Here is a 13,774-nt window from a genome sequence, read left to right on the forward strand (position 1 = left end):
TCCGCGCCAGTTGCGAATCCGGCAGGTACGCGTCGGGGGCCGCGAGGAACCGCGGCCAGTCGCCGGCGCCCAGCGCCTCCCACGCGGCCTCGCCCAGCGAGCTGACCGGGCCGAGGAGCTGGATCGCGCGCTCGATCTCGCCCTCCTCCCACCAGGCCAGCGCCACGCTGCGGGTGGCCCGCCGCAGGCTGGGCACCTGGTGGGTGCGGCAGAACTCCATGGCGTCGACGAGGTGGGCCAGACCGCCCCGGGTGCCGGCCTGGTAGTGGCACATGCCGATGGTGATCGAGGCGTTGGCGCGGACCTCGACCAGGCCCAGCTCGTCGGCGATCTCCAGGGCCATGCCGGCCGCGGCCAGCGCCGGCACGTGCTCGTAGTTGAGCATGTGCAGCCGCGCCACCTCGGCCAGCGCGTGCGCCTTCTCCGGGCTGTTGGGCGCCGCGTCGAACAGCTCCACGGCCCGGTCCAGGTGCCGCAGCGCGGCCGTCCGGTCGCCGCCGAGCCAGGCGGCCTGGCCAAGCAGCGTCCAGGCGCGCGCCGCGCCGGTGTGCTCGCCCACCCGGTAGAGCCGGTCGGCCAGCTCGTGCAGCCGGTCGGGGCCGGGCCCGGTGACGAACGCCGCCTCCTCGGAGTGGAAGGCCAGCTCGGTGCGGAGCAGCTCGACGCCGAGCCGGTCGCTCTCGGCCGTCCCGGAGTCGACGAGCTGCTCGGCACGGGTCAGGTCGGCCGCCGCGGCGTCGAAGGCGTTCACGGTGACCGCCCGGCGGGCCGCGTGGCGCAGCGCGGCCAGCGCCGACACCGCGTACGGCGCGGTCGGCTGGCCCAGCTCGGCGGCAGTGCGGTAGGCCGTGTAGCGGTGGTGCGCCACGAGTTCGGCGAGCTCGGTGCCGCGCGGGTCGGCGTGCGCGTCGAGCCAGTCGGCGGTGCGGGTGTGCCGGGCGACCCGCTCGGCGCGGGGGAGGCGCTCGTAGCAGACCTCGCCGACGAGCGAGTGGCGGAACCGGTACTCCACCTCGCCGGCCATCCGGGAGGTCGGCTCCTCCCGGACCAGGTCGCGCTGGGCCAGTCCGCGCAGGGCGCGCTCCACGCCGTCGACACCGGTGCCGAGCGCGGCGGCCACCGCGCCGGGCCAGAACCGGGTGCCGACCACGGCGGCGGCCTGCAGGGCCGTACGGTCGGCGCTGTCAAGCAGGTCGATGCGGTTGGCGATGACCGCGTGCACGCTGTCCGGCATGGGCAGCCCGGCGCCGGGGTCCATGACCCAGCTGGAGTCCGCCTGGCGCAGGGTGCCGCGCTCGATGAGCATCCGCACGTACTCCTGGGCGTAGAGCGGCATGCCGTCGGCGAGCTCGACGAGCGGGCGCAACAGCGCGGCGGGGAACGCTGCGGCGCCCAGCATCTGGCTGTAGAGCCGGGCGATGGACTCGTCGCGCAGCGGCGTCAGGGACAGCGAGATCATCCCGGGCAGCGCGCCGGACCAGCCGGGGGCCCGGTCGAGCAGCTCGGGCCGGGCGGTGCAGATCATGAGCAGGGGCACGTCGCGGACGCTCGCGCCGAGCAGCTCGATGAAGCGCAGCATGCGCTCGTCGGCCCAGTGCACGTCCTCGAAGACGAGGACCGTCGGGCCCGCGGCGCCCAACGCGAGCAGGAACTGCCGCCAGGCCGACTCGGCGTCCTCAGTGGACAGCGGGGAGCCGGGCAGGCCGAGCAGCGGCCGCAGCGCGTCCGAGAGCCGGTCGCACTCGCCGGGCTCCACCAGGTCGCGCAGCGCCGTGTCCAGCCGCTGGCGGGCGACCTCGGGCGGGTCGGTGTCGAGGACCCCGGCCTGTGCGCGGACGATGTCGGCCAGGGCGGCATACCCGACGTTCTCGCCGAACGGCGGGCAGCGACCCTTGCGCCAGCAGATGGTGCGGCCGGGCGTCTGGTCGGTGTGCCGGTACAGCTCGCGGACCAGGCGGCTCTTGCCGATGCCGGCCCGGCCCAGCACGGTCACCATGCGCGGGGTCCGCTCGGCGACGACGTGGTGCAGCGCGGTGGTGAGCACGCTCAGCTCGTGCTCGCGGCCGACCATCTCGGTGGTGTCGGTGGCCGGGTCGATCTGCTGCTGCACGGGGCCGAGCGCGAGCCACACCTCGGTCGGGGCGGAGCGGCCCTTCAGCGTGCGCGCCGCCTGTGCGGAGTAGCGGATGTCCGTGCGGCTGGCCACATGCGTCACGCCGCAGACCAGCACGCCGCCGACGGGTGCCTCGGACTGCAGCCGCGCCGCCGTGTTGACGACGTCGCCGGCGACGATCGCCTGCCCGCCGTCGTGGGCCACGGCGACGTCGACGAGGGCGTCGCCGGTGGCGATGCCGACCCGGTACTGCCAGGCGTTGGTCTCCTCGCTCGCGGCCAGGTCGCGCTGCAGGTTCAGGCCCGCCCGTACGCAGCGCACGGCGTCGGTCTCGGTGGCCACGGGCGCGCCGAAGAGCACCATCGCGGCGTCGCCGATGAACTTCTCCACCACCCCGCCGAACTGGCGCACCGTCCGCCGGACCGTGTCGAAGAAGGCGGTCTGGATCCGCCGTACGGTCTCGGGATCGGTGTGCTCGGCGAGCGTCGTGGAGCCCACCGCGTCGATGAACAGGACGCTGACCCGGCGGCGTTCCTCGGCCGCGACGGGCGGCGTGGCGGACTCCCGCAACGCGTGACCGCACCCGGTGCAGAAGGCGATCTCGACCGCGTGGCCCTTGCCGCACCGGTCGCAGACCAGCATCAGGGCCGTGCCGCACCAGCCGCAGAACCGGTCCTCCGGCCCTGCGGTCCGGCCGCATCTGGTGCAGGCCCCGGCGGCCATGGCCCCGGTCAGCGCTCCGTCATGCCGGCCCTGCGCCGTAAGGCGGCGAGGTCGGTGACGACGATGCGCCGACCCTCGGTGCGCAGCCAGCCGCGGTTGGCGAACGAGCCGATGGCCTGGTTGACGCTCTGTCGCGACCCGCCGGCCATCTCGGCGAGCTGGCTCTGGTTGAGCTCGATGGTGACCATCGGCGCGGGGGCGTCGCCGGCGAGCCGCACGAGGGTCTTGGCGACCCGTCCGGGCAGGTCGAGGAAGACGTGGTCGGCGTTCTGCTCGGTGAGCCGGCGGATGAGGCCGCCGAGCGAGCGCATCACGGCGTCGAGCAGGCGCGGACTGGCGTGCACCAGCTCGATGAACGCGGGGCGGGACAGCGCCAGGGCCTGGCAGTCCTCGATCGCCTCGGCCGACGCGGACCGGGCGGCGCCGTCGAGCAGCGAGACCTCGCCGAGGACATCGGGCGGGCGCACGACCGTGAGCACGGCCCGTTCGCCGGTGGGGGCGGTGCGGAAGACCGCGACCGCGCCGCGGCGCAGCACGATGAGGGATTCGCCCGGGTCGCCCTCGACGAAGAGGAGCTGACCCTTGCGGTAGGTGCGGGGCACGGCCGCGGCAAGGACGCGCGCGCGAGCCTCAGGCTCGAGCCCGGCGAACATGTCGACGCCGGTCAGCGCGTCCCCGGCGTCGCTCGGACGGCCGTCCACGGTCACATTCCTCCCCAAATTGCTCGCGACATCGCTTGACACCGGGTCCTACCCTGTGTCGTTGCGATGGCGCCGCGACAGCCCCCCGATCATCGCGTGCGCGTCGCGCTCTGTACACCCCTCCACCCACACCGGTGAGGGTGGTGTCCGGCAGGACAGGTTAGTACGGCGCGGTGACAGTCGCCTATTCGGAGTACGCGCCGTTCACGCACTGACGCCGAGTCGTGACCCTGAATTCCCGTTAAACGCCGTTGATGCGCAGGTGGTCGAGGACGAGCGGGTCGATCGCGCCGGGCACCATCCGCTCCTCGAGGTTCGCCACGCCGGCCCAGTCGGCGAGCGCGCTGTCGAGGTCACCCGAGTGGCCGAGTGCGTCAAGGAGTGCCCTCACCTCGTCGGCCACGGCGCCGTCGAGGGGGAGCAGCGTCGCCGGGTCCGGCTTGTCGAAGTAGAGCGCGTGCAGGTCGAGCAGGCGGCCGAGTTCGGTGACCGGGTCCGGGTGGTCGTCGACCCGCAGGGCGTGATCGAGATCATGCNGGTCGACGACGACGTCGCTGGTCCCGCCGTAGCCCTGACCCTTGGCGACCACGAACAGCGCGGCGCTCTGTCGGCCGCGCCTGTCGGCGCCGGCCCGGTCGCCCGCCGCGAGGGCGGCGAGCAGCCGCCGCGCGAGCTTCACCTCGCCCGAGCCGGCCAGCCAGGCGCGCTCCATCTCGGCGACGACCTCGGGGCCGGTGAGGATGTTCCCCTGGATGGCGTACCCGTCGCCGGCCGCGCCGCCCGCCCACGGGTGGCACTCGTCGCCGGTGAACGTCGCGCCGTCGCCGCCGACACCCACCACGCCGAGCTGCCGGGTGGCCCGGCCATCGTCGGCGGCCGTCAGGCCCGCGACGGTCCCGCTCGCGGACACGCCGGTACGCAGCAACGCCAGCCCCTGCGGCCGGTAGGCGAGGTTCGCGTACGACTGGGTGGCGATCGCCCCGACCTCGGCCTCGGCGGCCGGCACGGCCGCGCCCACGGCGAGGAACTTGCTGGCCACGGCCACGCCCAGAGCCTGCCCGTCGGCCGACCGACCCACGATCGAGAACGTCATGGCCGGACAGGTTAGCGGGCCGGGCACAATGGTGCCCGATGACCTACCGCTACTTCTACGACTGTGAGTTCGTCGAGGACGGCCGCATCATCGACCTGGTGTCGATCGGCGTCGTCGACGAGTACGGCCGCGAGTTCTACGCCGTCTCGACCGAGTTCGATGACCGTAACGCGGTCCCCTGGGTGCGCAAGCACGTGCTCGACCAGCTGCCCTCGCCGGCCGACCCCGCCTGGCGGTCCCGCGCCCGCATCCGCGATGAGCTGCAGGATTTCCTGTTCGAGCCCGTACGGGACCGCCCGCACGAGAAGATCGAACTGTGGGCCTGGTACGCGGCGTACGACCATGTGGCGCTCGCCCAGTTGTGGGGCGCCATGCCGGCGCTGCCCCGGGAGATTCCGCGGTTCACCAAGGACCTGCGGCAGCTCTGGGACGACCGGGGCCGTCCGCCGTTGCCGTCCGCCGAAGCGGCCCGGCACGACGCGCTCGTGGACGCCCGGCACAACCTCGCGAGGTGGCGGGCGTTAGGCGGGTGAACACCCCGCGCTGGGGTGCCGGTTTCGTGTGTGTTACCTGGACCGGATACAGTGCGCGGTGCGGCCCGCCCCGGGCTGGCAACGGTGCCGACGGTCTCCTCGACTCGGGCCCAGGGGGCACGTACTGGGAACCCATATCTGGAGGACGAGTTAGTCATGCGTATCGGTGTGCTGACCGGCGGCGGCGACTGCCCCGGCCTGAACGCGGTGATCCGCGCAGTGGTCCGCAAGGGCGTCGACACCTACGGCCACGAGTTCATCGGCTTCCGTGACGGCTGGCGTGGGCCCCTTGAGGGCAACACCATGACGCTGGGCATCAAGGAGGTCCGCGGCATCCTGCCGCGCGGCGGCACGATCCTGGGCTCCTCGCGGACGAATCCCTTCAAGATCGAGGGTGGCGTCGAGAAGATCAAGAACAACCTGGCCGAGCTGGGCGTGGACGCGCTCGTGGCCATCGGCGGCGAGGACACCCTCGGCGTCGCCACCAAGCTCGACGAGCTGGGCGTCAAGGTCGTCGGCGTGCCGAAGACCATCGACAACGACCTCGGCGCGACCGACTACACGTTCGGCTTCGACACCGCCGTGGGCATCGCGATGGAGGCCATCGACCGGCTGCACACCACCGCCGAGTCGCACCACCGCACGCTGGTCGTCGAGGTCATGGGCCGCCACGCCGGCTGGATCGCCCTGCACGCCGGCATCGCCGGCGGCGCCAACGTGATCCTGCTGCCCGAGAAGCAGTTCGACGTCGAGCAGGTCGCCGCCTACGTCGAGAAGCGCTTCCAGCACCAGTACGCCCCGATCGTGGTCGTCGCCGAGGGCGCGCAGCCGCTCGACGGCCAGATGGTCCTGCACAACCAGGAGCTCGACGCCTTCGGCCACGTCCGCCTCGGCGGCATCGGCCAGTGGCTCGCCGAGCAGCTGGAGGCCAAGACCGGCAAGGAGGCCCGCACGGTCGTGCTCGGCCACATCCAGCGCGGCGGCACCCCCACCGCGGCGGACCGGGTGCTCGCCACCCGCTTCGGCCTGCAGGCGATCGACGCCGTGCACGAGGGCGACTTCGGCAAGATGATGGCGCTGCGCGGCACCGACATCATCCGCGTCCCGCTGGTCGAGGGCACCCGCGAGCTCAAGACGGTCCCGCCGGAGCGCTACACCGAGGTCGAGACCTTCTTCGGTTCCTGATATCTGGGATCTTGGGGCCGGCCCTCGACGGGTCGGCCCCAAGATCTATCTTGTGAGGGGGGCGGACATGCACACGATCGCGGTCATGGGAGCCGGCAAGATCGGCGAGGCCGTCATCAGCGGGCTGCTGCGCAGCGGCTGGCCGGTCGACCGGCTGGTCGCCACCGAGCGCTGGCAGGAGCGCGCCGACGAGCTGACCCAGCGCTACGGCATCCGGATCCTGTCCAACACCGAGGCCGTGGCCGCCGCCGACGTCATCCTGATCTCGGTGAAGCCGCAGGACGCCGGCACCCTCATGGCCGAGATCGGCCCCGTCGTGCCGACCGGCAAGATCGTCGTCACGCTCTGCGCCGGCCTGCCCATCAGCTTCTTCGAGAAGTTCCTCGCCGAGGGCACCCCGGTCGTGCGGGTCATGACCAACACCCCGGCCGTGGTCGAGCAGGCCATCACGGCCATCTCCGCCGGCCCGCACGCCACCGGCGAGCACCTGGCCGTCGCCGAGGAGATGTTCAAGCCGCTCGGCCGCACCATCCGCCTGCCCGAGTCCCAGCAGGACGCCGTCACGGCCCTGTCCGGCTCCGGCCCCGCGTACTTCTTCTTCCTGGTCGAGGCCATGACCGACGCGGGCATCCTGCTCGGCCTGCCCCGCCAGGTCGCGCACGACCTCATCGTGCAGACCGCCATCGGGTCGGCCATCATGCTGCGCGACTCCGGCGAGCACCCGGTCAAGCTCCGTGAGGCCGTCACGTCTCCCGCGGGGACCACGATCTCCGCCATCCGCGAGCTGGAAAACCATGGCGTACGCGCGGCGATGCTCGCGGCGTTGGAGGCCGCCCGCGACCGCGCGCGGGAGATCGCCGATCAAAGTACGTGAGCAACTTTTTCATTCACGTCCTCACACCTTCCTTCCGCTGAGTCGCGCGCCGTACCGTCATTACGACGGGTAACCGCTTGCTGACAGTGGAGGTCGACATGAGGCGGCTTGCTGTAGTAACGGTCGTGGTTCTCGGCGTGCTGCTGATCGCGTCGCCGGCGTCGGCGTTCGCGCACAACCGGGTCCACAACGTTCCGCTGCACATGCTGCTCGACGCCCTCACCCTGGCCGTGGTGAGCGCCCCGGTGTGGACCGCGTACCTGTGGGGCGGCCGCCAGCGCGTCGGCCTGCTCGTCGCGTTGATCGCCCTCGTCCAGCTGCCCGTGGGCCTCGTCGGGTTCGTACCCCTCATCGACCCGACCCTGCACGCCGTGGCGCTCGTCGCGGCGCTCGGGGTGACCGCCGGCTCGCTGGTGTACGTCCGCCGGACCCTCACCGCACCCGCGCCCTCACCGGCCGCCGTGGAGCCGGCCGCCGCCCGGATCAGCGACCTGGGCTAGCGCGCACAAGCTCGGTCGCGTGGTCCGCAAGGGGCCGGGGAAGGCGCGACCGTTGGGGGAAGAGGCCGCCGACCGCCGTACAGGCGGTCGGCGGCGTTGCCTTGCGCGGGTCCGTCGCCGGTCGACGACCCCCACGTCACGTGGAGGGCGCTTGGGCCGCGGCCGCGGTGCCCACGCGGCGCCACATGCGCCCAAGTGGCGGGCCGCAGACCGCCTCCGCCGCCAGGTGTGCGCTTCTGGCGAGGTCGTGATGGTAGGCGCGCGCCAGATGTTCACAGTTGGCGACGTTTGAGCGCACGAACTCCGCCATATGTGCGCTTCTGGCGAGCGACCAACGCCCGGTGTTCGCCAGATGTGCGCTTCTGGTGAGCGGTCAGCGCCTGGTGTTCGCCAGATGTGAGCTTCTGGCGAAATGACCACCCTCGGCATCCGCCAGATGTGCGCACATGGCGGGATCGGGGGAGGCTGCACTCGCCAGATGCGCACATGTGGCGGGGGTGCGGGCTCGCGCGTCGCCGAACGTGTGCAGGTGGCGGGGGTGCGGGCTCGCGCGTCGCCGAACGTGTGCAGGTGGCGGGGGTCAGGGGAGGTGGGGGGCGGGGATCAGGGGGAGCCAGACGCCGGAGCCTGTGCGGACGGCCGGGGGGTCCGGGTCGGCGGCGGGGCGGACCCGGGGGCAGCCCGGGAGGGGGGGCGCCCCAGTCGCCGTTGGGTTCGCGGACGCGGTGGGCCCGGCAGTGGGGCTCGTCGGCGTACCCCCAGGCCTGGAGGATCTCGACCCCGGCGAAGCGGTAGATGCCGACGCTGTGTTCGCCGTCGGGCGTCGTGCGGCGGTAGAAGGCGGCCGACAGGCCCGGCATGGGTACGCCGTCGACGCACGCCCGGTCGGCCTCGCGGTGCAGCTGGTACTCGTCGAGGTCGGGTACGTCCACGGTTGATCAACGACACATGGTGGTTTGCGGTTCTCCGGTACGGGTGAACGTGTTCACCCGGAGGCGTGAGCTACCGCGAATCCGGGTGAAACGGTCTCGCGGTCGGTCGGCGACCTCCTACCGTGAAGTAAGACGACGCCGAGGAGGCCGCTGATGACCACCCCCCAGGAAACCGTGCGGACCTCGAGCTTCGACGGCAGTGGCGGACTTCTGATCATGATGCTCGCCATGGTGCTGCTCGGCTCGGCTGCGCTCGTGTTCGTCGCCGGCTGATCGCCGCGGCGTACACATCTCATTATTTGAACCGTGCGTTGACGCGGCCGTGAGTGGCCAGAGAAGATCGGCGCGTGCGGTGGTTGGTCCGTTTTTTGACTGCTCGTCGCGATGTTGACTTCGGTCGGCGCGCGAGCGGGCTCTGTCGTGGGTGATCGGTAACAATCCCAAAGGCCTATTCAGCAGATAGGCATTACCGAAAACTCCCACGAACGGACCGGAGCCATGATCACTACGCGCGTTCGCCTTGCCGACCTTGCCCGCCGGTATGTCGCCGGGCCGCTCGACCCGCGCTTCGACGCCGAGCGGCGCTGGTACGCCCGGCTCGGCGCCGGACCCGACCACGAGGCCTGGCTGTTGACCTGGCTGCCCGGCCAGGAGACCGACCTGCACGACCACGGCGGCTCGGCCGGCGCGTTCCTCGTCGTGACCGGCGAGATCACCGAGTCCCTGGTGGGCGACGGCGGGCTCGCCGACACGACGCTGCGCGCCGGCACGGTGCGGGAGTTCGGCGCCCACCACATCCACCGCGTGGCCAACCGGGGCGTCGTGCCCGCGATCAGCGTGCACGTCTACGCGCCGGCGCTCACGGCGATGACCCGCTACCGTCTCGACCGCGGCGTGCTGGTCGTCGAGTCGATGAACCGGGCGGGGGTGGACTGGTGAGCGAGCGTGGGCGGTCGATTGATGAGATTCTCGCCGACGCGCGGGCGCGGCTGAACCGGCTGGGGCCGGCCGAGGTCGCGCGGGCGGCGGCCACCGGGGCGGTGCTGGTCGACATCCGGCCGGAGGCGCAGCGGCGGGCCGAGGGGGAGATCCCCGACGCCCTGATCGTCGAGCGCAACGTGCTCGAGTGGCGCTTCGACCCGCGCAGCGACGCGCGCCTGCCCATCGCCGACTCCTACGACCTGCCGGTCGTGGTCGTCTGCCAGGAGGGGTACACCTCCTCGCTCGCCGCGGCGGCGCTGCAGGATCTCGGTCTGCACCGGGCCACCGACCTGGCGGGCGGGTTCGCCGCCTGGCGGGCTGCCGGGCTGCCCGTTCGGCCGGGCGGCGGGGCCCGTCCATAGGCCGGGACCGACCGCCGTGACGGATCCGGCTACGGGGCGGGCACGTAATGTGTTCGACATGAGCCGTGAGTGGCACCAGTTCCGCTACCCGGGTGGTGGCAGGGTCGTCGAGATCGGTCGCCCGACCCACGACGCGGCCGAGGCCGACCGCCTCGGCCTGGACGTCTGGCGGACCCTGCCGCGCGCACAGACCCCGCCGTGGCCCGACCCGGAGGTCGTGGATGAGGTCTGTTCCGTGCTGAACACCGTCCCGTCCGTCGTCGCGCCGTACGAGGTCGACCAGCTGCGCGAGCGCCTCGCCGAGGTATGCGAGGGCCGGGCGTTCCTGCTGCAGGGCGGCGACTGTGCCGAGACGTTCGCCGACAACACCGAGAGCCACCTGCTCGCCAACGCGCGCACGCTGCTGCAGATGGCGGTCGTGCTCACCTACGGGGCGAGCCTGCCGGTGGTGAAGGTGGCCCGGGTCGCCGGCCAGTTCACGAAGCCGCGTTCGCAGGCCACCGACTCGCTGGGCCTGCCGGCGTACCGGGGCGACATGATCAATTCGCTGGAGGCGACGCCCGAGGCGCGCATCGCCGACCCGCAGCGGATGATCCGGGCGTACGCGAACTCGGCGGCCGCGATGAACATGCTCCGGGCGTACCTGGGCGGCGGCATGGCCGACCTGCACGCCGTGCACGACTGGAACCGCGACTTCGTGCGCACGTCCAAGTTCGGCGAGCGCTACGAGGCGATCGCCCGGGAGATCGACCGGGCGCTGGCCTTCATCCGCGCCTGCGGCCTCACCGACGACGAGGCCCTGCGCACGGTCACCCTCTACTGCTCCCACGAGGCCCTCGCCCTGGAGTACGACCGGGCGCTCACCCGCGTGGCCAGCGACCGGGCGTACGGGCTGTCCGGTCACTTCCTGTGGGTCGGCGAGCGCACCAAGCAGCTCGACGGCGCCCACATCGACTTCATCTCCCGCATCGCCAACCCGATCGGCGTCAAGCTCGGCCCCGGCACCTCCCCCGAGACGGCGATCGAGCTGTGCGAGCGGCTCAACCCCGACAACGTGCCGGGCAAGCTCACGCTCATCTCCCGGATGGGCAACCTCAAGGTCCGCGACGTGCTGCCCAGCATCGTCGAGAAGGTGACCGCCGCCGGCCACAAGGTCGTCTGGCAGTGCGACCCGATGCACGGCAACACGCACGAGTCCTCCAACGGCTACAAGACCCGCCACTTCGACCGGATCGTCGACGAGGTGCTCGGCTACTTCGAGGTGCACCGGCAGCTCGGCACCCACCCGGGCGGCCTGCACGTCGAGCTGACCGGCGAGGACGTCACCGAGTGCCTCGGCGGCGCCCAGGAGATCGGCGAGGCCGACCTCGCCGGGCGGTACGAGACGGCCTGTGACCCGCGGCTCAACACCCAGCAGTCGCTGGAGCTGGCGTTCCTCGTGGCTGAGATGCTGCGCGGATGATCGATCTTCGTAGCGACACCGTCACCCGGCCCACCGAGGGGATGCGCGCGGCCATGGCCGCCGCCGAGGTGGGCGACGACGTCTACGCCGAGGACCCCACGGTCAACGCCCTGCAGGCGCGGGTCGCGGAGCTGTTCGGGCACGAGGCCGCGCTGTTCTGCCCGACCGGCTCGATGGCCAACCAGATCGCCCTGCAGCTGCTCGTGCCCCCGGGCGAGGAGCTGCTCTGCGACGCCGACGCGCACGTCGTGACGTACGAGATCGGCGCCGCCGCCGCGATCGGCGGCATCTCCACGCGGACCTGGTCGCCCGCCGGGGCCGACATCGACCCGGACACGGTCGCCGCGATGGTGCGCCCGGCCGGCTTCCACGCCGTGCCCACCCGCGCCATCGCCGTCGAGCAGACGCACAACCGGGGCGGCGGCGGCATCATCGACCTCGGCGTCCTCAAGCGGCTGCGCGGCATCGCCGACGACAACGGCGTCGCGCTGCACTGCGACGGCGCCCGGATCTGGCACGCGCACGTCGCGACGGGAACACCTTTCTCCGAGTACGGCGCACTGTTCGAGACCCTGTCCGTGTGCCTGTCGAAGGGCCTGGGCGCGCCCATCGGGTCGCTGGTGGTCACCAGCGCCGAGAACATCGCCCGGGCCCGGGTGCTGCGCAAGCGGATGGGCGGCGGCATGCGCCAGGTCGGGGTCCTCGCGGCCGCCGGCCTGTACGCGCTGGACAACCACATCGACCGGCTCGCCGGCGACCACGCGCGGGCGCGGCGGTTGGCCGAGGCGCTCGCGCCGACCGGCGTGGTCGACGCGGCCCGCGTGGTCACCAACATCATCCCGCTGGACCTGAGCAGGGCACCGCTGGACGCCCCGGTGTTCGGCGCGGCGGCCCGCGAGCGGGGCATCCTCGTCTCGGTGCTCGGGCCGCGCAACGCGCGCCTGCTCACCCACCTGGACGCCGACGACGCGGCCATCGACCGCGCCGCAGAGATCCTCCCCGGCCTGCTGAGCTGACCAGCCCCGACGACGGAGCGGACGGCGGAGATCAGCGGTCTGCGGTGCGGATGAGGACGGATCCTCCCCGACCGGACCATGATCAACATTTGTCCAAGTTGTGACCTTCGACAGCTAGAGTCAACAACATGAACAGCTATTCGGGGCAGGCCAGGCTCATCCTCGCCGATGGCACACGGGTGCCGGGCATGGCCTCACTGAAAATGAACCGACACGGCGGTCCGCCCGGCTGGGGTGGCACGTTCCGGCCCGACGTGGCCACCGCCGCCACGCGGGCGGCGACCGACGACCTTCAGATCGAGCTGCCGTACGAGGAGATCGGTCGCGTCGCGGTCACCGGCACGCGGAGTCTGCTCGCCACCCAGATCCTGATGTCGCTGACCGGCCACGGCCCGGCGCCGTTCTGATCAGGAGCCCTTGCGGACCGTGACCGTGGTGCCGTCGCGGTAGGTGTTGGCGCGCATCGTCGGGGTCGACGTGGGTGGGGCGATCACGGCGCAGCGGTCCAGGCGGGACGTGCCGAAGACGTTGTTCTCGATCACCATGTCGACGATCGGGCCCTTGCCCTTCTCGGACAGGTTGATGGAGCAGCCGCCGCCGGAGATGCGGTTGCCCGAGACCCGGATGTCGGACGACCGGGCGTAGTTCTGGGTCACCATGATGGCCGCGTTGAACGAACCCTCGATCGTGTTGTTGCGGATCACGATGTTGGTGCCGCCCTCGATCTGGATGTTGTCGTCGTGGCTCTTGCCGTCGGGCTGGTTGGGGTCCGGGTCGAAGTGCGTGTTGCCGTGCAGCCAGGAGTTCTCGATCGTGGCGTTGTCCCCGAAGATCAGCGCGGTGTCGACCACGTTGGAGATGTCCACCCGGCGGGCGGTGAAGTTGCGGCCCTTGAGCCCGTCCAGGTACGGCGACGGATGGTCCCCGCGCAGCGTGGTGTCCTCGATGAGCAGGTTGCGGTGGTCGCCGTACGCCGAGATGAGCGACTTGTTGGTGGTGCCCGGGTCGGTGCCCCGGATGCGCGAGTTGCGGATCGTCACGTTGCTGGCCTTGACGCTCACGAAGCCGTAGATGTCGAGGCCGTCGATGACGGTGCCGTCCCTGGTGATGGTCAGGTCGCCGTTGTGGCGCTTGAGGGTGAGGCCGGCGGGGACCCCGAAGCCGGAGCGGCTGCCGCCACCGGTCGGCCGCGTGGTCTTCGTCGCGGTCGCCGTCGCGGACGGGCGGGTGGTGGCCGGCGGCGACGCGCCCGCCCTGGGCGAGCTGGGCGCGCCGGGTGCGTCCGGCGTCGGCGCGACC

At 72.1% G+C, this 13,774-nt stretch carries 13 protein-coding genes; 9 read left to right on the forward strand and 4 right to left on the reverse strand.

The genetic code is table 11. The annotated features are described in order from the left end of the window. The 3 genes from ABD211_RS19130 to ABD211_RS19140 all read right to left on the reverse strand — a co-directional run. Positions 1–2,836: ATP-binding protein (locus ABD211_RS19130; protein ID WP_344133480.1), on the reverse strand; the 2,836-nt coding region annotated here is incomplete at its 3' end. A gap of 8 nt (positions 2,837–2,844) precedes the next feature. Then, entirely contained in the window at positions 2,845–3,489 is a 645-nt protein-coding gene (locus tag ABD211_RS19135) for a Crp/Fnr family transcriptional regulator (protein ID WP_425560462.1), read from the reverse strand. A 289-nt stretch (positions 3,490–3,778) separates the two neighbouring features. After that, entirely contained in the window at positions 3,779–4,630 is an 852-nt protein-coding gene (locus ABD211_RS19140) for a DUF1028 domain-containing protein (RefSeq protein ID WP_344133486.1), read from the reverse strand. Positions 4,631–4,668: 38 nt separating this feature from the next. Here ABD211_RS19140 and ABD211_RS19145 point away from each other — a divergent pair, with 38 nt between their 5' ends. The 9 genes from ABD211_RS19145 to ABD211_RS19185 all read left to right on the forward strand — a co-directional run bounded on the left by ABD211_RS19145 (position 4,669) and on the right by ABD211_RS19185 (position 12,882). Then, positions 4,669–5,163 carry a polyadenylate-specific 3'-exoribonuclease AS gene (locus tag ABD211_RS19145; protein WP_344133488.1) on the forward strand — a complete coding sequence of 165 codons (495 nt, stop codon included), beginning with the start codon at positions 4,669–4,671 and terminating at the stop codon, positions 5,161–5,163. A 156-nt stretch (positions 5,164–5,319) separates the two neighbouring features. Beyond that, positions 5,320–6,348 carry a 6-phosphofructokinase gene (locus tag ABD211_RS19150; protein ID WP_344133490.1) on the forward strand — a complete coding sequence of 343 codons (1,029 nt, stop codon included), beginning with the start codon at positions 5,320–5,322 and terminating at the stop codon, positions 6,346–6,348. A gap of 67 nt (positions 6,349–6,415) precedes the next feature. Beyond that, entirely contained in the window at positions 6,416–7,222 is an 807-nt protein-coding gene (gene proC / locus ABD211_RS19155; protein WP_344133493.1) for a pyrroline-5-carboxylate reductase, read from the forward strand. Between the two features lie 98 nt (positions 7,223–7,320). After that, positions 7,321–7,722 carry a hypothetical protein gene (locus ABD211_RS19160; protein ID WP_344133496.1) on the forward strand — a complete coding sequence of 134 codons (402 nt, stop codon included), beginning with the start codon at positions 7,321–7,323 and terminating at the stop codon, positions 7,720–7,722. A gap of 1,430 nt (positions 7,723–9,152) precedes the next feature. Next, positions 9,153–9,593, forward strand: coding sequence for a cysteine dioxygenase (locus ABD211_RS19165; protein WP_344133499.1), 441 nt, complete (start codon positions 9,153–9,155; stop codon positions 9,591–9,593). Beyond that, positions 9,590–9,997 (forward strand): rhodanese-like domain-containing protein, encoded by a 408-nt coding sequence (locus ABD211_RS19170; protein WP_344133502.1) that lies wholly within the window; start codon positions 9,590–9,592, stop codon positions 9,995–9,997. Before ABD211_RS19165 ends, ABD211_RS19170 begins: the two co-directional genes overlap by 4 nt. A 58-nt stretch (positions 9,998–10,055) precedes the next feature. Continuing rightward, a complete protein-coding gene (locus ABD211_RS19175) occupies positions 10,056–11,459 on the forward strand; it encodes a class II 3-deoxy-7-phosphoheptulonate synthase (RefSeq protein WP_344133505.1) in 1,404 nt (467 codons plus the stop codon). Continuing rightward, positions 11,456–12,475, forward strand: coding sequence for a threonine aldolase family protein (locus ABD211_RS19180; RefSeq protein ID WP_344133508.1), 1,020 nt, complete (start codon positions 11,456–11,458; stop codon positions 12,473–12,475). Before ABD211_RS19175 ends, ABD211_RS19180 begins: the two co-directional genes overlap by 4 nt. Positions 12,476–12,603: 128 nt before the next feature. Further along, positions 12,604–12,882, forward strand: coding sequence for a hypothetical protein (locus ABD211_RS19185; RefSeq protein WP_344133511.1), 279 nt, complete (start codon positions 12,604–12,606; stop codon positions 12,880–12,882). On the opposite strand, the gene ABD211_RS19190 is transcribed toward ABD211_RS19185, so the two are convergent. After that, a partial coding sequence (locus tag ABD211_RS19190; protein ID WP_344133514.1) for a right-handed parallel beta-helix repeat-containing protein occupies positions 12,883–13,774 on the reverse strand: 892 nt, incomplete at its 5' end.

Source organism: Luedemannella flava, assembly GCF_039528515.1.
Classification (GTDB): domain Bacteria; phylum Actinomycetota; class Actinomycetes; order Mycobacteriales; family Micromonosporaceae; genus Luedemannella; species Luedemannella flava.